At 73.7% G+C, this 26,905-nt stretch carries 20 protein-coding genes; 7 read left to right on the top strand and 13 right to left on the bottom strand.

Annotated features, from left to right (window positions below):
- Position 1: 1 nt before the first annotated feature.
- The 4 genes from ACH4FX_RS20845 to ACH4FX_RS20830 all read right to left on the bottom strand — a co-directional run bounded on the left by ACH4FX_RS20845 (position 2) and on the right by ACH4FX_RS20830 (position 11,511).
- Entirely contained in the window at positions 2-6,532 is a 6,531-nt protein-coding gene (locus ACH4FX_RS20845) for an amino acid adenylation domain-containing protein (protein WP_398480988.1), read from the bottom strand.
- A 72-nt stretch (positions 6,533-6,604) separates the two neighbouring features.
- Entirely contained in the window at positions 6,605-7,894 is a 1,290-nt protein-coding gene (locus tag ACH4FX_RS20840; RefSeq protein ID WP_398480986.1) for a serine hydrolase domain-containing protein, read from the bottom strand.
- Positions 7,895-8,177: 283 nt separating this feature from the next.
- Positions 8,178-10,748 (bottom strand): ABC transporter permease, encoded by a 2,571-nt coding sequence (locus tag ACH4FX_RS20835; RefSeq protein WP_398480985.1) that lies wholly within the window; start codon positions 10,746-10,748, stop codon positions 8,178-8,180.
- 4 nt (positions 10,749-10,752) lie between these two features.
- Complete coding sequence (locus ACH4FX_RS20830; RefSeq protein WP_398481248.1) at positions 10,753-11,511, bottom strand: ABC transporter ATP-binding protein; 759 nt, start codon at positions 11,509-11,511, stop codon at positions 10,753-10,755.
- A gap of 338 nt (positions 11,512-11,849) precedes the next feature.
- On the opposite strand from ACH4FX_RS20830, the gene ACH4FX_RS20825 reads away from it, so the two are divergent.
- Together ACH4FX_RS20825 and ACH4FX_RS20820 are read left to right on the top strand one after the other, a co-directional pair.
- Entirely contained in the window at positions 11,850-13,106 is a 1,257-nt protein-coding gene (locus ACH4FX_RS20825) for a sensor histidine kinase (RefSeq protein ID WP_398480983.1), read from the top strand.
- Positions 13,094-13,738 carry a LuxR C-terminal-related transcriptional regulator gene (locus ACH4FX_RS20820; RefSeq protein WP_398480982.1) on the top strand — a complete coding sequence of 215 codons (645 nt, stop codon included), beginning with the start codon at positions 13,094-13,096 and terminating at the stop codon, positions 13,736-13,738. The genes ACH4FX_RS20825 and ACH4FX_RS20820 overlap by 13 nt, the downstream gene beginning before the upstream one ends.
- Positions 13,739-13,826: 88 nt before the next feature.
- Here the strand turns inward: ACH4FX_RS20820 and ACH4FX_RS20815 are convergent, their stop codons facing one another.
- The 5 genes from ACH4FX_RS20815 to leuC are packed head-to-tail and all read right to left on the bottom strand — an operon-like array spanning position 13,827 to position 19,450.
- Positions 13,827-15,179, bottom strand: a complete 1,353-nt coding sequence (locus ACH4FX_RS20815) for an MFS transporter (RefSeq protein WP_398480980.1) — start codon at positions 15,177-15,179, stop codon at positions 13,827-13,829.
- The gene (locus ACH4FX_RS20810) at positions 15,176-16,204 is read right to left on the bottom strand and encodes a TauD/TfdA family dioxygenase (protein WP_398480978.1); all 1,029 of its coding nucleotides are present in this window, start codon (positions 16,202-16,204) and stop codon (positions 15,176-15,178) included. The genes ACH4FX_RS20815 and ACH4FX_RS20810 overlap by 4 nt, the downstream gene beginning before the upstream one ends.
- 2 nt (positions 16,205-16,206) lie before the next feature.
- Positions 16,207-17,409, bottom strand: a complete 1,203-nt coding sequence (locus ACH4FX_RS20805; RefSeq protein WP_398480976.1) for a pyridoxal phosphate-dependent aminotransferase — start codon at positions 17,407-17,409, stop codon at positions 16,207-16,209.
- Positions 17,409-18,035, bottom strand: coding sequence for a 3-isopropylmalate dehydratase small subunit (gene leuD, locus ACH4FX_RS20800; RefSeq protein ID WP_398480975.1), 627 nt, complete (start codon positions 18,033-18,035; stop codon positions 17,409-17,411). The genes ACH4FX_RS20805 and leuD overlap by 1 nt, the downstream gene beginning before the upstream one ends.
- A 14-nt stretch (positions 18,036-18,049) precedes the next feature.
- On the bottom strand, positions 18,050-19,450 hold the full coding sequence (gene leuC / locus ACH4FX_RS20795) for a 3-isopropylmalate dehydratase large subunit (RefSeq protein ID WP_398480973.1): 1,401 nt from the start codon (positions 19,448-19,450) through the stop codon (positions 18,050-18,052).
- Positions 19,451-19,742: 292 nt separating this feature from the next.
- Here leuC and ACH4FX_RS20790 point away from each other — a divergent pair, with 292 nt between their 5' ends.
- Positions 19,743-20,174: a hypothetical protein gene (locus tag ACH4FX_RS20790; protein ID WP_398480971.1), complete on the top strand. Its 432-nt coding sequence runs from the start codon at positions 19,743-19,745 to the stop codon at positions 20,172-20,174.
- A 550-nt stretch (positions 20,175-20,724) separates the two neighbouring features.
- Entirely contained in the window at positions 20,725-21,375 is a 651-nt protein-coding gene (locus ACH4FX_RS20785) for a hypothetical protein (protein ID WP_398480969.1), read from the top strand.
- Positions 21,376-21,469: 94 nt separating this feature from the next.
- Here ACH4FX_RS20785 and ACH4FX_RS20780 read toward each other — a convergent pair whose 3' ends face one another.
- The 3 genes from ACH4FX_RS20780 to ACH4FX_RS20770 all read right to left on the bottom strand — a co-directional run bounded on the left by ACH4FX_RS20780 (position 21,470) and on the right by ACH4FX_RS20770 (position 23,615).
- Complete coding sequence (locus ACH4FX_RS20780; RefSeq protein WP_398480968.1) at positions 21,470-22,123, bottom strand: ATP-binding cassette domain-containing protein; 654 nt, start codon at positions 22,121-22,123, stop codon at positions 21,470-21,472.
- 259 nt (positions 22,124-22,382) lie between these two features.
- Positions 22,383-23,279 carry an ArsR family transcriptional regulator gene (locus ACH4FX_RS20775; RefSeq protein WP_398480966.1) on the bottom strand — a complete coding sequence of 299 codons (897 nt, stop codon included), beginning with the start codon at positions 23,277-23,279 and terminating at the stop codon, positions 22,383-22,385.
- A gap of 114 nt (positions 23,280-23,393) precedes the next feature.
- Positions 23,394-23,615 (bottom strand): hypothetical protein, encoded by a 222-nt coding sequence (locus tag ACH4FX_RS20770; RefSeq protein WP_398480965.1) that lies wholly within the window; start codon positions 23,613-23,615, stop codon positions 23,394-23,396.
- Positions 23,616-23,760: 145 nt separating this feature from the next.
- Here ACH4FX_RS20770 and ACH4FX_RS20765 point away from each other — a divergent pair, with 145 nt between their 5' ends.
- From ACH4FX_RS20765 to ACH4FX_RS20755, 3 genes are all read left to right on the top strand, one after another.
- Entirely contained in the window at positions 23,761-24,651 is an 891-nt protein-coding gene (locus ACH4FX_RS20765; protein WP_398480963.1) for a helix-turn-helix domain-containing protein, read from the top strand.
- A 648-nt stretch (positions 24,652-25,299) separates the two neighbouring features.
- Positions 25,300-25,494, top strand: a complete 195-nt coding sequence (locus ACH4FX_RS20760; protein WP_398480961.1) for a hypothetical protein — start codon at positions 25,300-25,302, stop codon at positions 25,492-25,494.
- A gap of 89 nt (positions 25,495-25,583) precedes the next feature.
- A complete protein-coding gene (locus ACH4FX_RS20755; RefSeq protein ID WP_398480960.1) occupies positions 25,584-26,528 on the top strand; it encodes a DUF2637 domain-containing protein in 945 nt (314 codons plus the stop codon).
- 52 nt (positions 26,529-26,580) lie between these two features.
- Here ACH4FX_RS20755 and ACH4FX_RS20750 read toward each other — a convergent pair whose 3' ends face one another.
- Positions 26,581-26,778, bottom strand: a complete 198-nt coding sequence (locus ACH4FX_RS20750) for an acyl-CoA carboxylase subunit epsilon (RefSeq protein WP_398480958.1) — start codon at positions 26,776-26,778, stop codon at positions 26,581-26,583.
- Positions 26,779-26,905: the final 127 nt, after the last annotated feature.

The raw sequence follows: 26,905 nt of genomic DNA, 5'->3' as shown, positions 1-26,905 counted from the left end.
TTCACTCCCCCCGCGCGCTGCCGCGCGTCATGGTGTCGGCCGGCACGCGGCGCGAGTCGTCGAGTACTTTGCGGCGGACGTCCTCCGCCAGTGCGGCTACGGTGCGTGCGGTGAAGATCTCCCGCACAGAGACCCGGATGCCGAACCGCTCCCGGATGCGGGAGGTGATCTGCAGGGTCAGGACGGAGTTGGCGCCGAGGTCGAACAGGTCGTCCTCGACCCCCACCGCCTCCTCGCCGAGAACCTCGGCCCACATCCGGGCCAGCGCCTCCTCGGTGGGGTTGCGCGGCGCGGTCCCCTCCCCGGCGGCAGCGGCCGGCTCCTCGGGCAGCGGCAGCGCGCGCCGGTCGATCTTGCCGGTCGTGGTCATCGGGAACGCGTCGAGCACGACGAGCACCGACGGCACCATGTAGTCCGGCAGTTCCGCCGCGAGCCGGGCGCGGAGGGCCTCCGGGTCCACGGGCTCCGTCCCCTGGCCGGTCACGTAGCCGACCAGGTCGTAGTGGCCGCTGCGCTGCTGCCGGGCCAGCACCGCGGCCTGCGCCACGTTCGCCTCGCGCAGCAGTACGGTCTCCACCTCGCCCGGCTCCACGCGGTAGCCGCGCACCTTGACCTGGTTGTCGATCCGGCCCAGGAACTCCAGCTCGCCCTCGGGCAGCCACCGGACCAGGTCGCCGGTGCGGTAGAGCCGCCCGTCCGGGTCCGGCCCCAGGTGGTCGGGGACGAAGCGCTCCTTGGTCAGCTCCGGGCGCTCCAGATAGCCGCGCGCCACCCCGATGCCGCCGATGTACAGCTCGCCGGGCACCCCGACCGGCACCGGGTCGCGGTTCTCGTCCAGCACATACGTCCGGGTGTTGGTGACCGGCGCGCCGATCGAGGGCAGCCGGCCGGGCGCCGCCTCGTCCTGCGGCTTGAGGAAGACGGCGGTGGCCAGCACCGTGATCTCGGTCGGCCCGTACTGGTTGACCAGGGTGAACGGGGCGTCCGCGGGCAGTCGGCGGCGCACCACGTCCGCGCCGGTCAGCACGTACCGCAGCGAGCCGTGCCACAGCGCGGGCCGGTCCAGCACGGACTCCAGCCGCGGCGCCGGCACCAGCGTCACGGTGATGCCCTCCGCGACCAGCCAGTCCGCGAACTCGTGCGGGTCGTCCAGCGCGGTCTGCGGGGCGAAGTGCACCGCGGCCCCGCAGGCGAGGTTCGCCCACACTTCGAGCACCGTCGGGTCGAAGCCCGGGCCGACGATCTGCGACGCCCGGTCACCGGGGCCGATGCGGTAGTAGTCCCGGTACCAGTCGCAGAGGTTGACCACGCCGCGGTGCTCGATGAGCACGCCCTTGGCCCGTCCGGTGGACCCGGACGTGTAGATGACGTAGGCGAGGTCACCGGCCGACACCGGCACCCGGACCGGCCCGGCCGGCGGCGCACCGCCGTCGGACTCGTCCTCGGCACCGTCGGCGCGGAGCACCGTCACGCCCTCCGGCACCAGCACGTCCGCCAGTTCGCCCCTGGCCAGCAGCAGCCGTACGGAGGCGTCCTGGAGCATGTACGCGGTGCGGTCGTCCGGCAGCGCGGGGTCCAGCGGCAGGTAGGCCGCCCCGGCCTTGAGCACCGCGAGCTGGGCGGTGACCATCCCGGCGCCGCGCCCGGTGCGCACCGCGACCACCTCGCCCGGCCGTACGCCGTGCGCCAGCAGCCGGCGCGCCAGCCGGTCGGCTGCGTCCTCCAGCTCCGCGAAGGTCAGCCGGGCGTCCGGCGCGACCACGGCCGTGGCGTCCGGGGTACGGGCCGCCTGCTCGGCCACCAGCCGGTGCACGGTCGTACGGTCCGCGCGGCCCGGCACATCGGTGGCGTTCCAGGCGGTGGTGACCAGGTGCCGCTCCGCGTCGTCCATCATCGGCAGCTGCCCCAGGAGCCGCTGCGGACCGGCGGCCATGTTCTCCAGCAGCACCACCAGGTGCCGCGCGAGCCGGGCGACCGTCTCCTCGTCGAAGAGCGCCGTGCTGTACTCGATCAGTCCGGCCAGCGCCCCGTCCCGCTCCTCGAACTCGAAGCCGAGGTCGAACAGTGCGTTGAGCCGGGGCAGCCCGAATTCCGCCATGCGCAGGCCTCCGGGGCCCGGCACCGGCCCCTGCGGGCGCTTGAGGAGCAGCGCCGCCTGGATCAGCGGGGTCCGGCTGGGGTCGCGGTCCGGCCGCAGCTCCTCCACCAGCCGGTCGTACGGCACGTTCTGGTGGGTGAAGGCGTCCAGGACGGTGCCGCGGACCTCCGCCAGGAACTCCGCGACGGTCAGCTCGGGCCGCACCTGGGCGCGCAGCACCAGCGTGTTGACGAAGAAGCCGAGCACGTTCTCCAGTTCGCTGTGGTCGCGGCCGGAGACGATGGTGCCGAGCGCGATGTCCTGCTGCCGGGCGTAGCGCGACAGCAGCAGCTGCACACCGGCGGTCAGCGTCGCGAAGAGGGTGACGCCCTCCCGCCGGCACAGCGCGGTCAGTTCGGCGACCAGACCGGGGCGGAGCGTGTAGCGGTGTGCCGCGCCCCGGGTGCTGCGGGTGGCCGGGCGGGGCCGGTCGGTGGGCATCTCCAGCGGCACGACACCGTCCAACTGGCGCTTCCAGTAGTCCAGGTCGGCCGCGTAGGCGTCCGCGCGTGTGGCGCGCTGCCAGACGGCGAAGTCCGGGTACTGGACCGGCAGCGGTTCCAGCGCCGCGGGCCGGCCGTGGTGCGCCGCCTCGTAGAGGACGCCCAGCTCGCGGGCCATGACGTCCTTGGACCAGCCGTCGGTGACGATGTGGTGCATGTCGAGGACCAGGACGTGGTCCTCCTCGGCGACCCGGACCAGCAGCGGACGCAGCACCGGGCCCGTGCGCAGGTCGAACGGCTCGCTCAGGGCGGTCCGCAGCACCCGCGTCAGCGCGGCCTCGCGGTCCTCCCCGTCGTCGGGCCCTCCCGCACCGTCCGCGAGATTGATCAGCCGGACCGGCACCTCGGCCGGCTCGTGCACGGTCTGCACGCCCTGCCCGCCGCGCGAGCCGAACGTGGTGCGCAGCGCCTCGTGCCGGGCCACGAGCCCGGTGACCGCGGCGCGCAGCGCGGGCACGTCGAGCGGCCCGGTCAGCCGCAGCCCGAAGGCGGAGTTGTACTCGCTGCCCTGGGACTCGTAGTCGTAGAGGAACCACAGCCGCTGCTGCCCGTACGAGAGCGGCAGGTCCCGGTCCCGGCCCACCGGCTTCAGCCCGGTCTCCCGGGCCCGGGCGCCGTCCAGCCGCCCGGCCAGCCCCGCCACCGTCGGCGTCTCGAACAGCGCCCGGATGGGCACCTCCACACCCAGCACCGAGCGGATGCGGCCGATCAGCCGGGTGGCCAGCAGGGAGTGGCCGCCCAGGTCGAAGAAGCTGTCGTCCACGCCGACCGCGCTCAGCCCCAGGACCTCGCTGAAGAGGTCGCACAACTGCTCCTCGCGGGCGATCCGCGGGCCGCGCCCGCGCGGCGCCGGGTCGGTGCCGGGCGCGGGCAGGGCGGCGCGGTCGGTCTTGCCGTTCGGCGTCAGCGGGATCTCGTCCAGCGCCACCACGGCCGCCGGGACCATGTACGCGGGCAGCTGGGTGCCGGCGAAGGCACGCAGCGCCGCGACGTCGGCGCCGGCCGGAGCCACGTACGCCACCAGCCGGGTGTCCCCGGGCCGGTACGTGTGGGCCACCGCGACCGCCTTGCCGACGTCTGGGTGCCGCTCCAGCACCGCCTCGATCTCGCCGAGTTCGATCCGGAACCCGCGGATCTTGACCTGGAAGTCGGACCGGCCCAGGAACTCCAGGTTGCCGTCGGCGGCCCAGCGCGCCAGGTCACCGGTGCGGTACATCCTCCCCCAGCCTTCGGCCGGGGGGACCCCCATGCCGGGCGCGAACGGGTCCGGTACGAAGCGTTCCCGGGTCAGCTCCTCCTGGTGGAGGTAGCCGATCGCCACCCCCGCGCCGGCGATGTACAGGTCGCCCGCGACGCCCACCGGGACGGGCCGCCGGGCCTCGTCGAGCACATAGACCCGGGTGTTGCCGACCGGGCGCCCGATGGCGGGCGGGCCCGGGCGGTCGTCGAGCCGGGCGGCGGTCGACCAGATGGTGGTCTCGGTGGGCCCGTAGAGATTGGTGACCTCCGACCCGAGCGCGCGCATCCGGGCCGCCAGCGCGGCCGGCAGCGCCTCACCGCCCACCAGCATCCGCAGGCCGCGCAGCGCCTGCGGCGCGGCCTCGCACAGCGCCTGCCACAGGCTCGGCGTGGCCTGCATGACGGTGGCCCCGGACGCGGTCAGCAGCCGGGCCAGCGCACCGGGGTCGGTGGTGGTCTCCCGGTCGGCCAGCACCACGGAGGCGCCGCTGACCAGCGGCAGGTACAGCTCCAGGGCGGCGATGTCGAAGGCGATGGTGGTGACGGACAGCCAGACGTCGTCCCCGGTCAGCGGGAACAGATCGCCCATCGACACCAGGAAGTTGGTCAGGGCGTGCCGGCCGACGGCCACCCCCTTCGGGCGCCCGGTGGAGCCGGAGGTGTAGATGACGTACGCGGGGTCGTCGCCGGTGGCGGCGGCCGGCAGCTCGTCCGGGGCCAGACCGGTGCCGGGCAGCGCCGCCAGCCGGTCCCGCAGCGCGGGGTCGTCCAGGACGAACAGCCGCTCCGGCGCCCCGGACAGCCGCTGCGCGGTGGCGCCGTCGGTGACCAGCGCGAACGGGGCGGCGTGGCCGAGGATGTAGCCGATCCGGTCGGCCGGGTACTCCGGGTCGAGCGGGATGTACGCCGCCCCCGCCTTGGCCGTCGCGAGCAGCGCGACCACCAGCTCCGGGCCGCGCGGCAGCGCCAGCGCCACCAGCGTGCCCGGCTTCGCGCCGCCGGCCACCAGGGCGCGGGCCAGCCGGTTGGCCCGCGCGTCGAGCTCCGCGTACGACAGGCGGGTGTTCCCGCAGACCAGGGCGGTGCGGTCGGCGTGGTCGCGTACCCGCTCCTCGAACAGCCGGGCCACCCCGGCGTCCGGCACCGGCCGCGCGGTGGCGTTCCAGTCGGTCAGCAGCCGCCGCCGCTCTTCGGGGCCGAGCACGTCGTACCCGGCGTACGCGGCGCCGGGCGCCTCGACGGCCGCCCGCAGCAGCCGCAGCAGCCCGTCGGTCAGCCGGCGCACGGTGGCCGGTGTGAACAGCGCGGTGGCGAAGTCGACGACCAGGTCGATGCCGTGCGTACCGTCCGTGGCACCGGCACCGGCACCGGCACCGGCACCAGCACCGGCACCGGTCCCGTCCGGCGCGGTGGCACCGGCCCGCAGCCGGAAGCCGAAGCGCAGGTCGAAGCGGCAGTGCTGCACCGGCAGCCGGGTGATCCGCGCGGTGAGCGGGCCGAAGGCCATCCGCGCCGCCTCCGCGTCCCGCACCTCCACGGCCACCTGCGCCAACGGGTGCCGGTTGAGGGCCCGTTCGGGCCGCAGCGCGTCCACCACCTGCTCGAACGGGACCGCGCCGTGCTCCAGCGCCGCCGTACCGGCCGCGGCGCAGTCCCGCACCAGGTCACGGAAGCCGTGGCCGGGCGCCGGGGCCGTCCGCAGGACGGCGGTGTTCGCCAGCGGCCCGATGACCGCGGCCGATCCGGCGTCCGTCCGGCCGGGCAGGGTGACGGCCAGCGGGACGTCGGTGCCCGCGCCGAAGCGGTGCAGCAGCGCCGAGACCCCGGCCAGCAGCACCGCGTCGAGCGGTACGCCGGTGCTGCGCGCCAGCCCGTCCAGCTTGCGGTGCAGGGCGGCGTCCAGGAAGCCGTGGTACGTGGTGCTCCGGTAGTCGGTGACGGCGGGCCTGGGGTGGTCCAGCGGCAGCTGGAGCTGTTCCGGGGCCCCTTCGAGCGTGCGGCGCCAGTAGGCGAGCTGTCCGGCGGCCGGACTGCCCGGCTCCTGCGCATCGCCGAGCGCGGCGCTTGCCGCGGCGGCGACGGCCGCGTACTGCGGGCCGGGGACGGTACGCGGCGTGCCACCGGTCCGGACAGCCTCCTCGTACGCCCCGGCCAGCTCCTCGGCCAGCAGCGTCAGCGACCGCTCGTCGGCCGCGATCTCGTGCACGACCAGGACCAGGACGTGGTCGTCCGGCGCGAGGCCCAGCAGCCGGACGCGCAGCGGGCACCCGGCGGTGAGGTCCAGGCCCTCGCCGGCCGCCTGCGCCAGGACGCGGTTGAGCCGGGCCGGCGGCACCGGCTCGGCAGCCAGCGCGGCGAAGGTCCGCTCCGGCGGGAGGAACTCCGGGCGGCAGCGCCCCTCCACCTCGCGGTGCACGGTGCCCAGGACCCGGTGCCGGTGGACGACGGCTGCCAGCGCGGCGCGCAGCGCGGCCAGGTCCAGGGCACCGCCCAGCCGGACCGACAGCGTGCGGGTCTGCCCCGACCGCCCTTCCTGGAACCGGTTGAGGAACCACAGCTGCCGCTGCACGGGGGAGAGTTCGGCCGCGCCGTCCGCGATGCCCACGGACTCCCGCACACCGTCGCGAGGAAAACCGTCACTTGTTGCTGTCACGTCTGCTCTCCAAAGGATTGCGGGACGCCCGGCCGGTGCATTCCCGGCCGGGCCGCGGTGCGCCGGAAAGGATCACGCGGCGCGCTGCATCAACCGGCCGCCGAATTGCATGAGCGTGGTCCGCCCGGTTTCCGGGTCGACCAGGAAACGCCCCAGGTGCTCGATCGCCGGTTTCTCGGTGTGCCGGGCGGAAAACACCTGGACGCCGTGACCGGAGAGGTGGTATTCGGTCCCGTCGTCGTCCTCCAGCACCGCGGTGCCGGCGGCGGTACGGGAAATCCGGTAGACCGTTTCGCCGTTGACCCAGCGGCCGGTGCAGTCGGGCAGCGGCCGGTCGCCGCCGGGCGCCCTGCCCGCGGGCGGCATGCCCACCGCCAGGCCCTCGGCGCGCAGCAGCGCGACCAGGTCGTCCCAGGCCGCCGCACCGGCGGTGGAATCGGCCTGGAAGGCGAGCACCGTGCCGCTCGCGGGGTGCACCCGCACCTGGCAGGTGGTGCCCGCGCCGGCCGCGTCCAGCCCCAGCCACCGGCCGGGACCCGCCCCGTACAGGGCCCAGCCCAGGCCCCAGGCGTCGGCCAGCCCGAACGGCACGGCGTCGAACGGCGGCCGCCGCATGGCCGCCACCGCCTCGTCGTCGAGCAGGGCGCGGTGGGCGTCGCCGCGGTCGTCCAGGAAGAGGCTGCCGAAGGCGGTCAGGTCCTCGACCCGGCCGGCCAGCGCCGCGGCCGGCTCCGCGGCCCGGGGGACGGCCGGTTCGACCGGTACCGGCCCGTTCCGCGTGGTGACGTGCCCGCGCCGGACGCCGCCGCTGCCCGGGCCCCCGCCGAGGAACGCGGGCGCGATGTCCAGCGGGCCCAGCAGGAAGTCGGTCACGGCGTCCCGCCAGGACATCCCGGTGGCCGCCTCGATCAGCCGGCCCACCACGGTGAACCCGGCGTTGGAGTACGAGAAGGCGCTGCCGGGCGGGAAGAGCAGACCGGCCTCGGCGGTGGCCGCCGCGGCCCGCGCGGCCGTGCCGGGCTCACCCGGAGGGTCGCAGACCAGCCCGGAACTGTGGCTCAGCAGGTGCCGCAGCGTCACGTCCGCGGCGGCGCCGGCCCACGGCGACAGCCGGTCGCGTACCGGTTCGTCGAGGCCGAGGTCGCCGTCGGTCACCAACTGCAGGGCCACGGTGGCGGTGAACAGCTTGGTGACCGAGGCGAAGGGCAGCACCACGGATTCCCCGGGGCCGCCCGCGCCGGGCACACCGCTCGCCCGCGCCACGGAAGTGCCGCCCGGTTCGCGCACGGCGCACTGCGCCATCGGAATTCCATGGCGGTGCGCCAGTTCGCCAAGCATTTCGCCCAGCCGTCGTGAATCCACGGCACATCCCCCAGAAGGCAGTAGGCAGTGAGCCCGGAATCCGGAAAGGCGCGGCAGACGGTCCGCGGCGCTGAATGTCCCGGGAAAGTGAAGGCCCGTCGGTGCGAGCTCGTTGGTGAAAGCAGGCTAACACCGGGGAGTTGGGCCAGGTAGGGACGTTAAGCGGCAGGCAAATAGCGCAGGTTGCCGAACCGGGCGGGTACGGGACGGGACCGCGCCCGGGAAACGGAACGGCCGGCGGCCCCACTGGGGGACCGCCGGCCGGAGTGCGTACGGGCGCGCGCTATTCGCGCATGCCGATGGCGTCGGCGGGACGCGAGCGCAGGGCGAGCCTGGTCGGCAGCAGCACCGCCGCCGCGGCCAGCGCCGCCGTCGCCCCGACGATGCCCAGGTACAGCAGCGGCGGGATGTACGGGACGGGGGATGAGGTCAGCCCGAGGCTCACCGTCATCAGCGGCAGCAGCGGGACGACGGTGCCCACCACCACGGCGATGAGGATGACCATCAAGGTCTCGGTACGCATCATGCGCATCACCTGGTCCGGTGTCGCGCCGACCAGCCGCAGCAGCGCGAACTCCCTGATCCGGCCCAGCGTCGTCATCACCAGGGTGTTGGCCACCGCCACGGCGATGTAGCCGAAGACCAGCACCAGCGGCAGCGCACTGCCGACCAGTCCGGCCATCGCGGTCTTCTCCCGTGCCACGCCGTCCTCGTCGGAGACCTTCAGCCCCGGGTAGCGCTTGGCCAGTCCGGCCAGGCCGTCGGCGACCTTGTCCCGGTCCGCGTCCGGTGCCAGCCGGACCAGGACCGAGTCGTCCAGCCGCTTGGAGCTGTGCCGGAGCACCGTGTCGTGCGGCAGGGTCACGTCCCCGAAGCCCAGCCCGCGCCGGTAGACGGCGACGACCTTGGACTCCTGCTGCGCGCCGTCCGGCAGGTGCAGCCGCACCCGGTCGCCCACCCCGGCTCCCAGGGTGCTCGCCGCGCCGCTGCTCAGGGCCACCGCGTCCGGCGACGCGCCCAGCCCGTTCAGGTCGCCCTTCTCCACATCCAGGTCGAACAGCCGGTCCAGCTTCCCCGGTGTCACGCCCTGGGCCTCGTAGTCGAAGACCTCGGGGGAGTCCAGCAGCTTCCGGGAGGCGAACAGCTTGGTCTTCACCACCCCGGCCGCGGCCGAGACACCGGGCAGCCGCGCGATGTCCGGGGCCGCCCCCACCGGCACCCCGCCGAGGTCGCTGCCGAGCGTGTAGTCGGCGATCACCCCCGCCGCGGCCTGGTCCTCGGCCGCCGCGGAGGTCGTGGTGGGGATGAACAGCTGGACGGAGGCGAAGCCGATCGCCAGGATCAGCGGCCCGATCCCGGCGGCCAGCCGGCGGGCGTTGGCGCGGGTGTTGGCCACCGCCAGGTAGCCCAGCGTGCCGAACCTCCGCTGGAACGGCCGGGCCAGCAGCCGGGTCGCCCGGCCCACCACCGGCGGCGCCAGCATCAGGATCGCGATGACCATGATCAGGCCGCCGCTGCCCGCCCCCGCGACGGCGAAGATGCTGCCGAAGAACAGCGGGAGCATCGACGCGGCCAGCCCGAGCACCAGCAGGACGACACCGAAGGTGATCCGCGCCTTCCCGAGCGTGGGCTCTTCCGTACGGGACTGGCTCAGCGCCTCCACCGGGCGGATGGACACCACCTTGCGGGCCACCGCGAACCCCGCGATCTGGGCGGTGGCCACCCCGATGGCCACCGCGGCGATCATCGGCACCGGCCCGTAGGAGAACGCGAAGTCGTCCGGCACCACGCCGATCACGGAGAGCGCGCCGCGCAGCACGCCGGCCGCCAGCGCCCCCGGCAGACAGCCGATGACCGACGCCAGCAGAGAGATCACCAGCGCCTCACCGGCGATCATCTTGTGGATCTGCTTGGGAGTCGCGCCCACCGCGCGCAGCAGCGCCAGCTCCCGGCGCCGCTGGTGGACGCCGAGCGCGAGCGTGCTGCTCACCACCATCAGGGTGATCAGGACGACGGTGCCGCCCAGCGAACCGGCCAGCTCCTTCAGACTGCCCCGCGCGGAGGCCACGTCCGGGTTCTCGACGCTGCTCAGCCCGTCCCCGGTGTACAGGTCCGCCGGGGTGCCACCGAGCCTGCCCTCGATGCGCTCCGCCAGTTCCTCCGGGTCGGTGCCTTCCTTGGCGAGCACGCCGATCGCCGAGACCTGGTCGTCCCGGCCGTACAACTGCCGTGCCTGCGCCTCGGAGAAGAACACCGGTGGGGTGCGCAGCCCGTCACCGGGACCGCGGTACTCGACCACGCCGACGACGGTGTAGACCGCGGCGGCCTGCGTCGTGGCGAGCCGGACGGTGCCGCCCGCCTTGACCCCGGCCCGCTCGGCCAGCGACTTCTCCAGGACGACCTCGCCGGGCCGCTCCGCGCCCCGCCCGCCGGCCAGGTGGAACGGGCCGAGGACCGAGCCGGGCCACGAGGTGCCCAACGCCCCCTCGCCGTCCTCGCCCTTGAGCACCCCGCCGTCCTTGTCCACCAGCTGGGTGGGGAAACGCAGATCGGCCACGGCCTGCCGGACCCCCGGCACCGCCGCGATCTTGTCCACCAGCGTGCGCGGCACCCCGACGGCGTCGTCCAGCGACTTGGTCTTGGTGCTCTTGCCCTCGGTGACCGAGAACTCCTGCTTGCCGGCCACCACCACCGCGGCGTCGCGGTACCGCTGCACCGGGACGCCGGAGTCGATGCCCGACTGGAGGATGATGCCGAAGGCGGTGATGAGCATGGAGGCGCCGAGGAGCGCGACGAACGCCCCCACGAAGCCGCTCTTGCGCTCCTTGACCGTCTTCAGCACGAGCGCGAACACGGGATCACCACTCTCCCAGCCGGGTCATCCGCTCGGCGATCAGCTCCGGCGTCGCCCGCGTCATCTCCTCCGCGTACCGCCCGTCCGCCAGGAAGACCACGCGGTGCGCGTAGGACGCGGCGACCGGGTCGTGGGTGACCATGACCACGGTCTGCCCCGTCGAGTCGACGATGTCGCGCAGCAGTTGCAGCACCTGCTTGGCGGTACGGGTGTCCAGCGCGCCGGTGGGCTCGTCGGCGAAGACCACCTCGGGACGGGCCGCCAGGGCGCGCGCGATGGCCACTCGCTGCTGCTGGCCGCCGGAGAGTTCGGACGGCCGGTGCCCGAGCCGGTCGCTCAGCCCGACCTGGGCCACCACCCGGTCCAGCCAGGCGGGGTCCGGCCGGCGGTCCGCCAGCATCAGCGGCAGGGTGATGTTGTCCGCCACGGTCAGCGCCGACATCAGGTTGTACGCCTGGAAGACGAAGCCGACGCGCTCCCGGCGCAGCATGGTCAGCTCGACCTCGTTCAGGCTCGCGAGGTCGGTACCGCCCAGCACCACCGTCCCGGCGTCCGGCCGGTCCAGGCCCGCGGCGCAGTGCAGGAAGGTGCTCTTGCCCGCGCCCGAGGGGCCCATCACCGCGGTGAAGGAGCCCCGGGCGAAGCTCAGGGACAGATCGCGCAGGGCGTGCACCGCGCCGGCGCCTCTGCCGTAGGTCTTGCGGACCCCGCTGAGGCTGACCACCGGGCCGTCGCCCGCCCGCCGGCCGTCACCGTTGCCCAGGGGCGTGGCCTCGTCCGTCCGCGGAGGCGGCGCCTCCGCGGCGCCCCGTGCCGCCCGGTCCCTTCTGCTCACGTCCGACCCCTCGCTGCGCGGTGTGTAGTCCGGTCCTTCTGCCCCAGCACGCTAGATCTTCGGCCATATCGCGGACCACCACGTGAACTGGAGGTTGAAAGGTGCAGATAAGTGCCCCTGCCGCTTCCGGACAGCCCCAGGACCGCCGTCCGTCGCGGGCCCGGCACCCCGGCCCCGGCGTCACCGCCGGTGGTACGGTGATCGCGCCGTTGCGTCGGGGGGTTCACTCAGCCATGTCCTTATCGCTGTTCACGACACTGCGACGGATGCCCGCACGGGAACTCGCACACCGGCTGTTCGGCCGCTTCCCGCAGGCCATCGGCTACATCCTGCTCTGCCTGGGCACCGGCCTGGCCGGCCTCGTGCTCTTCTACCTGCTCGTCGTCGCCCTCGCCCTGTGCCTGGTGGGCACCGGCTTCCTGCTGCTGCCGGTCGTGCTGCGGCTGCTGCGCCGGGTGGCCGAGTTCCACCGCCGCCGGGTCTCCCGCATCCTGGGCACCGAAGTCGTCACGTACTACCGCGGGGTGGACGGCGACACCCGCCGTCCGCGGCTGTCGCTGCGCGACCCGGCCGTGCGCAAGGACGTCGTGTGGCTGCTCGCGCACAGCGTGCCGGGCACCGTCCTGTGCGTCGCCGCCGTCAGCGCCTGCGGCGGCGCGGTCAACTGGCTCTCGGCGCCCCTGTGGTGGCGGCTCGCCCCGCGCGAGCGGGACGCCGTCATCATGATCACCGTTGATTCCTGGCCGAAGGCGTTCGGCGCCATGTTCGTCGGGATGGTCTACGCGGCGGTGGCCGCCGCGATCGTCGTGGCGCTGGCCCGGGTGCACGCACTGGGCTCCCGGGCCTGTCTGGTCGCCCGCGCCCGGGTCCCGCTGGAGCAGCGGGTCCAGGAGCTGTCGGTCACCCGCGCCGAGGCGCTGGACGCGCACGACGCGGAGCTGCGCCGCATCGAACGGGACCTGCACGACGGGGCGCAGGCCGGCATCGTCGCGGTGTCGCTGCGCCTGGGCATGATCAAACGGGCGCTCAAGGCCCGCCCCGAACAGGTCCCCGAGATGGTCGACGCCACCCAGCAACTCGCCCAGCAGGCCCTGGAGTCGCTGCGCCAGCTGGTGCGCGGCATCTACCCGCCGGTCCTGATCGACCGCGGGCTGATCGACGCGGTGCGGGCGCTGACCGCGCTGAACGAGGTGCCCACCTCGATCGACATCGAGGACGACGCGGCGACCGTGCCGCGGGCCCCGGCCGCCGTGGAGGCGGCCGCGTACTTCGTCGTCTCCGAGGCGCTGACCAACGTGGCCAAGCACAGCGGCGCCGCCGGCGCGCTCGTGCGGCTGCGGATCACCGAGCGGAGCATCTCCATCCACGTGGAGGACGACGGCCGGGGCGGCGCCTCCGAACACGCGGGCAGCGGGATCATGGGCGTACGCCGCCGGGTCGCGGCCTTCGACGGCACCACGGAACTGGTCAGCCCGCCCGGGGGCCCGACCGTACTCAGAGTGGAGATTCCATGCGGATCCTGATCGCCGAAGACAACGCGCTGCTCCGGGAGGGGCTGGTCCTGTTGCTGGCCGGCGAGGGCCACGAGATCTGCGCCACCGTCGACAACGGCACCGACCTGCTGCCCGCCCTGCTCGAACACCGGCCCGACGCCGCGGTGGTGGACGTCCGGCTGCCCCCGTCCTTCCGCGACGAGGGCCTGCGCGCGGTGGTCGAGGCCCGCCGGCAGATCCCCGAACTCCCCGTCCTGGTGCTGTCGCAGTACGTGGAACGGGCGTACGCGGGCGAACTGCTGGCCCAGAGCGCCTCGGGCGTCGGCTACCTGCTCAAGGACCGGGTGGGCAACACCGAGGAGTTCCTGGAGGCGCTGGACCGGATCGCGGCCGGGGGCACCGCCATGGACCCCGAGGTGATCTCCCAGCTGATGATCCGCCGGGCCGGCGACGACCCCCTGAGCACCCTGACCCAGCGGGAGCGCGAGGTGCTGGCGCTGATGGCCGAGGGGCAGAGCAACAGCGTCATCGCCAAGACGCTGTTCATCGCCGAGAGTTCGGTCAACAAGCACATCGGCAGCATCTTCACCAAGCTCGACCTGCCCACCTCGGCCAGCGGCCACCGGCGGGTCCTGGCGGTCCTGACGTACCTGCGGGCGTAGGCCCGGCCGGCACACGACGGCGGGGACCGGTCCGCCCCCTTCCTCAGGGGCGGGCCGGTCCCCGCCGTCGTCTGCCGGGCCGTACCGCCTACCCGGCCCCTTCCAGCTCCTTCGGCCGCGGGAACGTCCGTACGGTGGGCGCGAGGGTCACCACCAGCGCGAGGGCCCCGAACACCGCCGTGCACACCAGGACGGTGGCCGTGCCGCCCGCCGTCTCCAGCAGCAGGCCGCCGAACAGCGGGCCCAGCGCCGAGGCGGCGCTCATGGAGATGCCGATCACCCCGGCCAGCCGGCCGCGCATCCGGTCCGGGGTGATGAGCATCTGGTACGTCGTCACGATCGCGCTGGCGGTGGGGGCCAGCAGGGCGACCCCGGCCAGCACCAGCCCGCTCGCGTACCCCAGCGGCAGCACCGCCAGCAGCGGCACCAGCGCCGCCGCGCCCCAGGTCAGCAGCATCAGGGCGGTGTACGGCGTCAGCACGTGGCGCAGCCGGGGCGCCAGAATTGCGCCCACCACCCCGCCGGCGCCCAGCAGCGCGCCGATCGCGCCGATCTCACCGGCCGGGCGGCCGGCCTGCTGCGCCATCACCACGACCACCAGCAGCAGACCGCTGAAGGCCAGGTTGAAGGCGGTGGCGACCAGCACCGTGGTGCGCACCGGCCGGTTGGCGGCCAGCCACCGCAGGCCCGAGCGCAGCGCACCCGACATGCCCTCACGGGGCTCCGGTCCGCCGGACGGCTGCCGCGGCATCCGCAGGAACAGCAGCGTGACGAAGGACAGCAGGGAGGCCGCCGACTGGGCCACGAAGGGCAGCAGCCGGTGCACCCCGTACAGGAGACCGCCGAGTCCCGGACCGACCACCGTGGCGAGGTGGTAGCGCGCGGTGTTGCGGGCCACCGCCGTACCCAGCTGGGAGCGCGGCACGACGCCGGGCAGCAGCGCCTGGTCGGTGGTGGTGAACAGCGCCGTGCACACCCCCTCGACCACCGCCACGGCAAGGATCGCCCCGAAGCTGCCCGGCCCGAGCGCGACCGTCAGGGCGAGCAGCCCGAGGGCCACCGCCCGGCCGAGTTCGGCCGCCAGCAGCACCTTCTTGCGGTTCCAGCGGTCCGCCATGGCCCCGGCCGGCACCGCCGCCAGCGCCCGTGACGTCCCGATGGCGAACTCCACCAGCGACGCCTGGAGGGCCGAGCCGCCCAGCGCCAGCACCAGCATCGGGTAGGCGATCAAGGTGCCCTGGGCGCCCAGCTGGGAGACCATGTTGGCGCTCCACAGCAGGTTGTACTCCCGGTTGCGGGAGAGCGGGCGGGGTGCCGGGACGGTACGTCCGGCGGGCACGGCAGGCGCCGCGTCGCCGTCGGCGGGCCCGCCGGCCGGGGTGCCCGGCAGCTCCAGGGCGCCGCCCGCGGCCCCGGAGCCCCCGTCCGCGCCGCTGCTCATCCGGCCGGCGCCGTGACTCCGCCCAGGGGGGCGGAGGTCCGCTCCACCGGGCGCAGCTGCGACCACGGCAGCGCGTCCGACATGCTCACGAACAGCTCACGCGGCGGCACGAACGGCAGCCTGCCGTGTGCCACACTGAGGTTGTCCACGATCAGCACCTCGCCGGTGCGGGCCGTCACCTCGATCGCGTGGTCGCGGTACGCCTGCTGGAGGGTGGCCACCACGTCGTCGGGGATCTCCGAGCCGTCGGCGTGGAAGGTGTTGGTCGGCATCCCCCAGGGCCCGTACTCCTCCAGCAGGAACTCGCCCACCTCGGCACGCAGGGTGCGGGCGTGGAAGAACGTCAGGTGGTTGAACCAGGAGCGCCGGCCGGTCGTCGGGTGGGTGGCCACCGCCCAGCGCCGCTGCTTGGTGCGCAGGTGGTCCTCGTCGACCCATTCGACCTCGATGGCGTTCGCGTCGCAGTACGCCTGCACCTGTGCGCGGTCCTCGGTGCCGAACGCGTCCTGCCACGACAGGCCGAGCCCCGGGAGGAAGTTGCGGACCAGCAGATAGCCCTCCTCGTCGAAGCGGTCGGCGATCCGGCGCGGCAGCGCGTCGTACAGGGCCCGGCAGTCGGCGAGGGTGTTGGCCCCGCCTTCCGGCGCCCCCTGGCGGCAGAAGAAGAACAGGTGGTGCGGGACGTTGAGGTTGTAGGACTGTTCGGTGTGGAGGAAGATCTCCTCGGTCGGCGGGTGGTCGGTGGCGGTGAACACCCCGGGGTGCAGCTCCGTCCGCGGGGACGAGCGCTCGGTGTAGTCCAGCGCCCGGCCGACGACGCTGTTGACGAAGGCGTCCAGCTCCGGCCAGTCGGCCCAGCCGAACCCGCTGAGCAGGGCGGCACCGTGCTCGATCACGCCGTCCCGGATGCGGGCGCCGTGCCGCGCCCCCAGCTCCGTCAGGGCGGTGCCGGGGGAGCCGGCCTCGATGCCGAGCACCAGGCCGCCGTGCCGGGGTCCGGTCACCAGATCCATCGTGCTTGTCACGTTCATTCACCTTCCTGAATGCGGTGCGGGAGGCCGGCGCGCGGACGGGCGAGCAGGCGCCGCCGGGCGGTGCCGAGGGTCTCGGCCGGCCTGTTGAACGCCACCCGCACATGCCGCTCACCGCGCCGCGGGTCGGCGAAGAAGGGGGTGGCGGGGGCCAGCAGCACCCCGGACTCCTGGAGCAGGGTGCGGACGAAGACCGGGCTCGGCTCGTCCGTCAGGCCGTCGATGCCCGCCAGGACGTAGCAGCCGCCGGCGGGCGCGGGGCAGTGGAAGCCGGCCTCGCGCAGCATGGCCACGGCGGTGTCGCGCCGTGTGGCCATGGCCGCCGACCGGAGCTGCCGGCCGGGTCCGAACAGGTCCACGGCGGCCGCGGCGTGCTGGAAGGCGGCGGGGGCGCCGGCCGTCGTGGCGACGTGGATCTGGCGCAGCAGCTCCGTCCACCGGGCCGGGGCCCGCAGGAAGCCCAGCCGCCAGCCGCTGATCGCATGGCTCTTGGAGAAGCTGCCCACGACGACGGAGCGCTCGGCCAGACCGGGCACCTCGGCCACCGAGCAGTGCCGGCGCCCGTCGTAGACGTAGTCCGCGTACACCTCGTCGGAGACGACGGTGACGTCCCACTGCTCGCACAACTCGGCGATCACCGCGAGGTCCTGGCGGTCCAGCAGCTGCCCGGTGGGGTTGCCGGGACTGTTGATGATGATCGCGCGGGTCCGGGGGCCCATGGCGGCGGCCAGCTCCGCCGGGTCCAGGCGCCAGTCCGGCGCGCGCAGCGGCACCGGGCGCACCCGGCCGCCGGCCAGCGCGACGGCGCTGAGGAAGTTCTCGTAGCACGGCTCCAGCACGATCACCTCGTCACCGGGATCGACGGCCGCCAGCAGGGCCACGCACAGCCCCTCGCTGCCGCCCACCGTCACCGTCACCTCGGTGTCCGGATCGGGAGCCGCCGGCAGCCCGGCGGCGATCCGCTCGCGCAGGGCCGGCACCCCGGCCGGGTCCTGGTACTGGTGCACGCCCGCGCGCAGCGCCGCACAGGCCGCGTCCACCAGCTCGGGAGGGGTGTCGGGGAACGCCGGGGTGCCCACCGCGAGGTTCACCGTGCCGGCCGGGACGCCGTCGCGCAGCAGACCGGCCAGGCCGCCACCGGGCAACTGGCGGACCCGCGCGGCCCCGAGCAGCGCGCGCGGGTGCTGGACGGCGGCCATCAGCGGGCCCCCGCCGCGGACACGCTGTCGAACGCGCCGCGCGGGACGGCCGGCAGCCAGGGGGCGCGGCGCGCCTCGTACGCGGCGATGGCGTCCTGCCGCAGCAGGGTCTGTTCGATCGCGTCCTTGCCCTCCAGCAGCATCCGGCGCGCCCGGTCGTCGACCACGAAGCCGGCCTCGCCGTCCGCCCAGCGCAGCCGGCAGGCCCGCAGGTCGACGGTGAGCCGGAACCCGGGGTCGGCCTCCACCCGGTCCATCAGCCCTTCGACCACCGGCGCCGGGAGGTCGACCGGGATCAGCCCGTTGTTCAGCGCGTTGCGCCGGAAGATGTCGCCGAAGCCGGTGGCCGCCACGGCCAGGAACCCGCCGTCCCGCAGCGCCCAGACGGCGTGTTCGCGGGAGCTGCCGATGCCGAAGTCCTTGCCCGCGAGCAGGATCGTCGCGCCACGGTGCTCGGGCCGGTCGATGACGCAGTCGCCCTGCTCCCGCCAGCGCTTGAACAGGGCGTCCGCGTAACCGGACTTGACGACCCGCTTGCAGAACTCCGCGGGCAGGATCTGGTCGGTGTCGATGTCGTCGCGGCGCACGGCCACCGCGGTGCCGGTGTGCTCGGTGAAGGGGTGCACGGGTGCGGTACCTCTCATGCCAGGTCGGCGGGGGCGGTGAGCCGGCCGGTGACCGCCGTGGCGGCGGCCACCTCCGGGGAGACGAGGTGGGTGCGGGCGGTGGCGCCCTGCCGGCCCTCGTAGTTGCGGTTGGACGTGGACGCGCTGCGCACCGCACCGACCAGCCGGTCGGTGTTCATGCCCAGGCACATCGAGCAGCCGGGGGAGCGCCATTCGGCGCCGGACGCCAGGAAGACCTCGTGCAGCCCTTCCGCCTCGGCCTCCGCGCGGACCTCCATCGAGCCGGGCACGACGAGCAGCCGGGTGCCGTCGGCGACGCTGCGGCCCTTGAGCACGGCGGCCGCGGCCCGCAGGTCCTCCAGCCGGCCGTTGGTGCACGAGCCGAGGAAGACGACGTCGATGGGGATGTCGCGGAGCGGTGTGCCCGGGGCCAGGTCCATGTAGCGCAGGGCGCGCTGTGCGGACGCGCGGTCCAGCGGGTCGGCGAAGGCGTCCGGGGCGGGCACCTCGGCGGCGATGGGCGCCGCCTGGGCCGGGTTGGTGCCCCACGTCACCCACGGGGTGAGCGACGAGACGTCGATCCGCACGGACCGGTCGAAGCGCGCGCCGGGGTCGCTGCGCAGCGTCGCCCAGTGCGCGGCCGCCGCCTCCCAGTGGGCGGTGTCCGGCGCGTACGGCCGGTCCTTGAGGTAGGCGAGCGTCGTCGCGTCCGGCGCGACCAGACCGGCCCGCGCGCCCGCCTCGATGCTCATGTTGCACAGCGTCATCCGGGACTCCATCGACAGGCCCCGGACGGCCGCGCCGCGGTACTCCACCATGTGCCCCTGCGCGCCGTTGGGGCCGATCTCCGCGATGAGGGCCAGCACCAGGTCCTTGGCGCCCACCCCCGGGGGCAGCTCGCCGGTGAACTCCACCGCCATGGTCTTCGGACGCGGCAGCTCCAGGCACTGGGTGGCGAGCACGTGCTCGACGTCGCTGGTGCCGATGCCGAAGGCCAGCGCCCCGAAGGCGCCGTGCGTCGAGGTGTGGCTGTCGCCGCACACCACGGTCATGCCGGGGTGGACGAGGCCGAGTTCGGGCCCGACGACGTGCACGATGCCCTGCCGGCGGTGCCCGAGGGAGTACAGCTCGATGCCGTGGGTCGCGCAGTTGCGGCGCAGCGTCTCCAACTGCGTACGGCTGACCGGGTCCACGACGCTCAGCGGACTGGTCGGTACGTTGTGGTCCTCCAGGGCCAGCGTCAGCTCCGGCCGCCGGACCGGCCGGCCGGCCAGCCGCAGGCCGTCGAACGCCTGCGGCGAGGTCGCCTCGTGGGTCAGGTGCAGGTCGATGTACAGGAGATCCGGTCCACCGGGCGGCGAGTCGACCACGTGGCTTTCCCACAATTTCGCCGCCAGAGTCATCGGTGAACCCATGGGACCTCTCCTCCGTCACTTCACCGGCCGCGCATTCCGGGCCGGTCCCCAGCCTGCGGCCTGGAACCCCGGATCACCACGTCTTTAAGCTGGCGCGAAATACACCTGGCCGGGCCCCTCCGGGCGTCGGCGGCCCCCCCTCGGACCGGCGGTGGGCACGCCCGTCCTGGTGCAGTTCTCTGCACCTCGATCGGGCAGCCTGTCCCACTGCGCGGCGGCGTCCGGCGGCGCAGCATGGAGACATCGCAGAACGGTCCGCCACCAGCGCCGGACCACGACAGGGAGGCCGCAGGTGATACCGAAGGAACCGAGCGCCGGGGGCGGCGGTCGCCGTACGCGGACGGGTGCCGTGGTGGCCGCGGTCCTCACCGCGGCGGCACTGACCGCGGGCGCCACCGGCTGCCAGGACGTCAGTGCCAAGACCGCCGGCCGCGTGGAACTGTGCGCGCGGATCGTGGGCAAGACCTTCACCAATCCGTTCCCGGACGACGTGGAGAAGACGAAGAAGCAGATCCGGGAACGGGCCGACGAACTGGATTCCATGGCCGCACAGGCGTCGGACGAGAAGCTCCGTACGGCCATCAAGGAAACTGCTCGCAAAATGCGCGCCGCGGAAGTCAAGGGGAAGGGTTCGAGCCGGACGGTGGTCGGTTACCTCGCCGACCAGAACGAGCTGCTCGAAGACCTCCGCAACACCTGTCTGAACCGCGACGACTACAAGTAACCATCGAGCCGGGCTCGGCGGCGGCACGCCCGTGTGCCTGTGCCACCGAAGCCTCCACAGCCGGGCCCCTTGGGTGTCCCCCGTCGCCCGAGGGGCCCGGTCCCTCATCACCGTACGAACCAGCGTCAGGAGCAGTCATGCCGGAGTCCACCGGTTGGAAGCCGTCCCAGGAGCGCCCGATGTGGCCCTGGGTGGTGGCCGCCATCGTCGCCGTGGCCGTGGTCATCAACGTCCTCATCACCATCTGAGGGCGGCGTTCCCCCCGTCCGCGACCGCATGAACCGGGGCCGGCCGGCCCTCCCCGCACCGTTGGGCGAGGAGGCGCCGCCGGGCCGCGGAGCGTTCCGCATGGTGCAGAGAACTGCACCAGTGAACGGGCACGAGCTCTACTGCTGCCCACCGGGCCGCCGCGTACCGTCGTTCCTGTTGAGGTCGTCCACAGCAGGATCTCGACGCACTGGCAGCACAGCACCGGCCCCGGTTCCCGCACCCCCTCACCCCTCACCCGCGGGACCGCGGCGCCGGCGCTGACCGAGTTCATGGGGGACCCGTGCCGCACCTTCAGTTCACCACCGACAGCCTCCGCAGAACCCGGATCCTGCCCGAGGCCGACCGCATCAGGGAATCCCTCTTCGCCCTGGAGCTGCTCGCCTCCGGTGGCGGGGGACCGGACGTCGCGCGGTGGCGGCGGGCGGTCGGCCACCGGCCGCCGGCCCGGCGCCTGACCGAACTGGCCAAGGTCATCCGCCCGTTCCCCGACATCGACGGCATGGTGCAGCGCGCCCACTGGGGCGAAGGGGCGCCGGCCGGCACCCGCCCGAACCGGGTCACCGAAGCGCTCCAGCACTTCTACCACGCCTGTGTGGCGCCCTACTGGGACCAGATCGCCAGGAGTCTGGAGCGGGACCGCGCGGCCCGGATGACCGTGCTCCGCGAGCAGGGCGCCGACGGACTGCTGGGCAGTCTGCACCCGAAGGTGTCCTGGTCCGCCGCCGGCCTCGAAGTGCCCGGCCGCGGCGGGGACCTGAGCCTGGACCGGGTGGGCCTGACCATCGCCCCGTCCTTCTTCCTGTCGCCCGGGATCACCGTGCTCATCCGGCAGACCCCGCTGCGCCCCGGGCCGATGCTCTTCTACCCGATCCGCTCGGACCACGAGCCGGTGCCGGCGCGCACGGCCTTGGCGGGCGCGATCGGCGGCTGACCGCCGCCGCGGTTCTCCGCAGCCCGTTCCGCCCCTCAGAACGCTGGTACGGCGCCGCGCGCCGGGACCCGACTCCGGCGCACGGCGCGGCACTTCAGAGCGCTTCGAGGCATTGCAGACAGTCGGTGATCTCGTCGACCGACGCCTTCGCCACCGCGTCCACGAGGCGGCCGTCCCGCAGGAAGACGACGCTGTCCGCGCGGGAGGCGGCGAGCGGGTCGTCCGTCGCCATGACCGCCGTGACGTCGAGGGTCCGTACGGCCCGGCGCACGATGTCCCCGAGGACCCGGGAATACCCGTCCCCCGTCGCACCGGCGGGTTCGTCCACCAGCAGGAGACGCGGGGAATCGGCGAGCGCCCGGGCCAGGGTGGCCTTCTTCAGCTGGACCGTGGTCAGTTCCCGTACGTCGCGCCGCCGCGGCCACAGCCGGGCGAGCCGGCAGGCGTCGCGCACCTCGCGGTCGCTGCGCTCCGGGCCGTCCGGCCGCGCGGAGACGAAGTCACGGACGCTGGTGGCGGGCCGCGGCAGGTCGTCGGTGCGGACCACGCCGATCGAGCCGGCCTCCGCGGGGCCCCAGCGGACGGTCCCGGAGGACGGGCGGACGACACCGGCCATGCATTGCAGGAGGGTGGTCTTCCCGGACCGGGGAGTCCCCATCACGGCGCAGAACCGCCCCTTCTGCACCCCCAGCGAAAGATCGTCCAACGCGAAATGATCCGGTTCCGCGTCCAGATATCTCTTCGACACGTTGTCGAGCGTGACCGCGTATTCCTGAGATTCAAAAGGAGTAGGACAACCCTCGAATCCCCCCATTACTGATTCACCCGCACAATCCGGCTCCCGGCCTTCGTCGGCGCGTGGCGCCCTGCCGGCCCCACGGACCAAAACTACAATGCGGCGGTCCGTAAACACCATGATGCTGGCAGTAGTGGGAGGGTGCAGTAACCTTCACCCCCGATATGGGCCCGGAATGCTAGCCTCCGGGCCCTTTCACGCCAGGCGCGGATCAGGACATTTCGCCCCGCAGCAGCGCCCCGCCGAGGGGGGTGAGGGTGTGCTGGACCTTGTTCAGGGTGCGCAGGGTGCTGATCAGCCCGGCGGCGCGCAGCACGGCGGTGTGCTGGCTGGCGGCGGCGGTGGAGATCCCCACCCGCTCGCCGACCTGGGTCGTCGTGCAGGTCAGGGTCAGCGTCTGGAGCACCGCGGCGCGGGTCCGGCCGACGAGCGCGCGCAGCGCCTGGTCGCTGCCGGCGCTCCCGCCCTGCGGGTCGTCGCTCCAGTCCTGCTTGACCGGAATCGGATACGACAGCAGGGGCGGCAGCCCGCTCCGCTGCTCGATGAGCACGGGGGCGCGGGCGAAGAGGAAGAAGGCCGGCGCGAGGAGCAGTCCGGTGTCCTCCAGTTTGATGTCCTCGCCCTCGCCGGGGACTTCGAGGACCGGCGGTTCCCAGCGGATGGCCGGGTGCAGGGTGCCGAGCAATTGGTCGATGCCGCCGCTCAGCGTGATCTGCCCGCGGACATTGCGGTCCGCCTCCAGATGACTGGTTATCCGTGACCAGTAGGGGGCCACCGCGACCCGGTGAAATGCCTCCAGGTCCTTCAGCAGCCGCGGTTTGAAATCGGCGGGCACCGTCGCGGTGGCGGCCCGCGCGGCGGCGTCCTCCGCGGAGGCTTTTTCGGCGACCCGGTAAAGGTCGGGGAAGGTCCGGACCGTGCGGGCCAGTCCGACGATCCCGCCGGCCCCGGCCCAGGCGCCCACCCGTCTTCGCCAGGCGTTGAAGGGGGCGCCGCCGCTGCCGGTGCTCAGCATCCCCAGGGCGAACAGGGTCTCCCGGAACTGCTCGGGACGGGGAGCCAGCCGTAACTTCGCAAGGCTTTCCGGCGTGAAAACGATCCGCTGCACAATCATCCCCCTTGATATGCATGGTGGAGCTGCTACGTCGGGCCGGGCGTCCTGGAATGCCAAGGAAAGCGAACTAGCCATTACCGGGCAGCGTGGAAAAGGGTAGCACAGAGGTCATCCGGACGGGTCGCTCAGAAAGATCATGTAAAGGCCGTTCGACAGGGTGTCAATAATGTTGTCCCGGGTGTTTTCTGATTTCTCCCGCACGCTGACGGCAGCTGTCGTACGGGCCCCTCCAATGCCGTACGGGATGCCGCGGACCGGTACCTCCCGGGCGCCGTTCATGTGGCGTTCCGATGGCGGGCGGATGAATATGCGTAATGCGAAGTCACCCAATTCGTGAGCGTCGTGGCGGACGTCCGGGCGTGCTTGTCCGGCGCGTCCGGGTGTGCCCGGTGCGGGCGTTCGCCGGCCGCGGTGCCGGCCCGTGTGACTCCGGGGGTCATGGCCGGTCTGCAAGGGCCTCGGTAGGGTCGGCCGTATGGGAGCCGACCAACAGCCGCGGGCCGGGCTGCTGCTGCGCGAATGGCGGCTGCGGCGCAAGCTCAGCCAGCTCGAACTGGCCCTGCGTGCGGACACCTCGACACGGCACCTGTCCTGCGTGGAGACCGGGCGGGCCCGCCCCAGCCGGCAGATGGTGCTGCGCCTGGCCCACCATCTGGACGTACCGCTGCGCGAGCGCAACAGCCTGCTGCTGGCGGCCGGTTACGCACCGGTGTACCAGGAACGGCCCTTGGACGGTGAGGGGATGCGCTCGGCGCGCGCGGCGGTGGAGATGCTGCTGCGCGGACACGAACCGTACCCGGCGGTCGTCGTCGACCGGCTGTGGAACGTGGTGCGCGCCAATCGGGGGATGGACGTCCTGCTCGGCGTGGCCCCGCCGGAACTGGTGGCGTCCGAGCCGAACGTGATGCGACTGGCCCTGCACCCCGAGGGGCTTCCGGCGCACGCGATCGGCTTCGGCGAGGCGCGCGCGTACATCCTCGGCGGACTGCTGCGACAGGTCCACGCCACCGGTGATCCCCAACTGCGCGCGCTGTACGACGAGGTGAGCGCTTACGAGGTGCCCGCGAGCGAGGCGCCGGCCCCGCCGCAGGAACACGTCCCGCGCGAAGCGGTGGTGCCGATACGATTTTGCACCCCGCACGGCGAGCTGGCCCTGTTCAGCACCGTCGCCACTTTCGGCGCGCCGGCCGACGTCACCCTCTCGGAGCTGGCGATCGAGCTGTTCTTCCCGCTGGACGAGCACACCGCACGGGTCCTGCGGGCACATGCGGACGCACCGGTTCCCGCCGGGGAGCCGGATGTCCTGTCGGCGGACCGGGCGGGCCGGGCGGACCCGGCGGTTCCGGTGGGGCGAACGGGGCGATGACGGACGCCACTTGGTGACTTCCGGGCGCGCGCGGGGCCCGGCCGGCCCCAGGACGCCGAACTCCATGGTCGTCGCTCTTCCTTTCGCCCGCTGCTGACAAACCGCTCCGGTGCAAGGGTGGCGCAGTTGCGCGGCCCCTCGCCGGTACGCGTGGTCCGGTAGGGGCCGGCCGGTGGGGGAGACCTCGGCCGGGGGTCCGGCGGTCGTGCGGCTGCGCCCGTACCGCCGGTGTCAACGCTGTGTCAAGCCCGGCGGTGCGAACGTACGGCACGGTTGAGGCACGGCGTAGGAACAGTAGCCCGGCACCTGACGCGTTTCAACTGCGGTGAAGGAAACTTGTGGTGCTGTCCATCTGTGCGTACGCCGAAGTCGGTGTGCCGGCGAACGGGCCGGACAACACGCCGGAGTCGCCGGGGTTCCTGGTGGTATGTCCGTAACTCTCCGTTTATGGTGTTGGCGCTGGTCAGCGGCGCATGTGCCGGTGACGGCCCGATGGGGCGGCCGGACGGGGCGGTATCTGGTCGACTCGTGCCGGTGCGGCTGCTTCCGGTTCGCCACCGAAGCACCGTTATGAGGAATTAGTTATCTTAATTCTGATTCGCCCGTATGCCGCAGTCACCCGCTCTGTTCCCTGTTCGTTGACGACGTATGACCGAGACGAGCATTTCCCCCACCCGTCAGCTCGGCGCCTGGCAGCTGCGCGCGACGGTGCCGCTGGCCACGCCCGGCGTCCGGCCCGACGTCCACCTGCTCCGCCCCGGGCAGCGCGTCCGGCTGGAGTACACCGGCGACCTGCTGGAACAGCTGCTGGCCACCCTCGACGGCAGCGACGACGACCGGTAACGGCACCTCCGGCGCCCGCCGCCCCCCGCGGGCGGCGCGTCGGCCGGCCCCTTCCCCACCGGCCACCACCGATCCCAGTGAGAGCTGTTGTGAACGACATCCCGCGGGTCCCCGTGCCTCCCGGTACCGGCCGGCACCGGCTGCCACGCCAGAGCACGGACGAGGCCATCCCCTACCCCGGTGGTGCCGACGTGCGGTTCCCGCACGACCAGCCCCTGGGCCAGGAGGTGGCCGGCGACGGGTGGGACGCCGCCGTCCTGCAGGAACTCGGCCCCGAAATGGCGGAACTGTGGGACACGGCCGAGCAGCCCGCCGTGGCCGACGGCCCGGACCCCGGTTTCCCGCCGGCCGAGGCGGTGTACGGCGTCGCCGAGCCCGGGTTCCCCTCCGCGGAGGCCGTGTACGGCCCCGTCGAGGCCGTCTTCCCGTCCGCCGAGGCCATATACGGTCCCGCCGAAGCCGGGTACCCGCCCGCCGAGGACGTCCACCGCCCCGCCGGACCGGGCATCCCCGGCCCGCGGGACGCCGAGGTGCGGGCGCCCGGCCCGCGCGCGCCCGCCGCCACCGGGTCCGCGGGCTGGTCCTGGCGGCGGCTGCTCAGCGCCTCCTCGGTGCTGCTGACGGCGGTGATCGCGATCTCCGTCTCCGCGCTGGGCGCCGTGGCGTCCTACCCGCCCCTGCGCTCCATCGCGGACGGCGTCGCCCCGGCGGACATCGCGGTGCTGTGGCCGCTGCTGATCTACGGCCCCTGGGTGGTCGCCACGCTGTCCATCCTGCGCGCCCGTGTCCACCGCCGCCGCACCCTGCACTCCTGGGCCGTCGTCATCTTCTTCGCCGTCGTCGCCATGCTGCTGTGCATCGCCCACGTCCACCCCTCGCCGGCGGGCATCGCCGTCGCGGGCCTGCCGCCGCTGACCGTGCTGCTCTGCTTCCACCAGTTCGTACGCCAACTGGACCTCGCCGCCGCTCCGCAGCCCGCGGCCCGGCACGCGCACAGCAGCCGGGGGCAGCACCGGCACCGTTCCTCGGGGTGAGGGCGGTACGGGCAGGGGTGCGCGAACCGGTGCCCGCGGGCGGGCCGTCGGGTCAGGCGGCCCGCTGCCAGCTGCCGGGCGGGCGGTAGGCGCGGCGGCGCCAGGCGGTCACCGGTCCGGCGGGCGCCGGGGGCGGCGGCGCCTGGGTGGCCCGGGCCATCAGGACGGCGGTCAGCGCCGCCAGTTCGGCGGCGTCGGCCGTGCCGCGGACGATGCGGAAGAGGGGCTCGGGCGGTGTGGACGGGGGCACGGGGGCTCCTTGGGCGGGTGGCTCATTGCGGTGGGTTGCCGTGTTTGCGGGCGGGCAGGTCGGCGTGCTTGCTGCGGAGCATCTCCAGGGAGCGGATGAGCACCTCGCGGGTCTCGGCGGGGTCGAT

Source organism: Streptomyces sp. NPDC018019 (assembly GCF_044327805.1).
Classification (GTDB): domain Bacteria; phylum Actinomycetota; class Actinomycetes; order Streptomycetales; family Streptomycetaceae; genus Streptomyces.
The sequence above is the reverse complement of the archived record's forward strand: the minus strand, read 5'-3'. Positions and strand labels throughout refer to the sequence as shown.

What these genes read in the sequence shown, in the direction of transcription:
- ACH4FX_RS20825 (WP_398480983.1), top strand. Translation starts at nt 11,850, where the DNA reads ATGCCCGCACGGGAACTCGCACACCGGCTGTTCGGCCGCTTCCCGCAG.
- leuC (WP_398480973.1), bottom strand. Translation starts at nt 19,450, where the DNA reads ATGGGTTCACCGATGACTCTGGCGGCGAAATTGTGGGAAAGCCACGTG.
- ACH4FX_RS20765 (WP_398480963.1), top strand. Translation starts at nt 23,761, where the DNA reads ATGGGAGCCGACCAACAGCCGCGGGCCGGGCTGCTGCTGCGCGAATGG.
- ACH4FX_RS20815 (WP_398480980.1), bottom strand. Translation starts at nt 15,179, where the DNA reads ATGAGCAGCGGCGCGGACGGGGGCTCCGGGGCCGCGGGCGGCGCCCTG.
- ACH4FX_RS20820 (WP_398480982.1), top strand. Translation starts at nt 13,094, where the DNA reads ATGCGGATCCTGATCGCCGAAGACAACGCGCTGCTCCGGGAGGGGCTG.
- ACH4FX_RS20760 (WP_398480961.1), top strand. Translation starts at nt 25,300, where the DNA reads ATGACCGAGACGAGCATTTCCCCCACCCGTCAGCTCGGCGCCTGGCAG.
- ACH4FX_RS20805 (WP_398480976.1), bottom strand. Translation starts at nt 17,409, where the DNA reads ATGGCCGCCGTCCAGCACCCGCGCGCGCTGCTCGGGGCCGCGCGGGTC.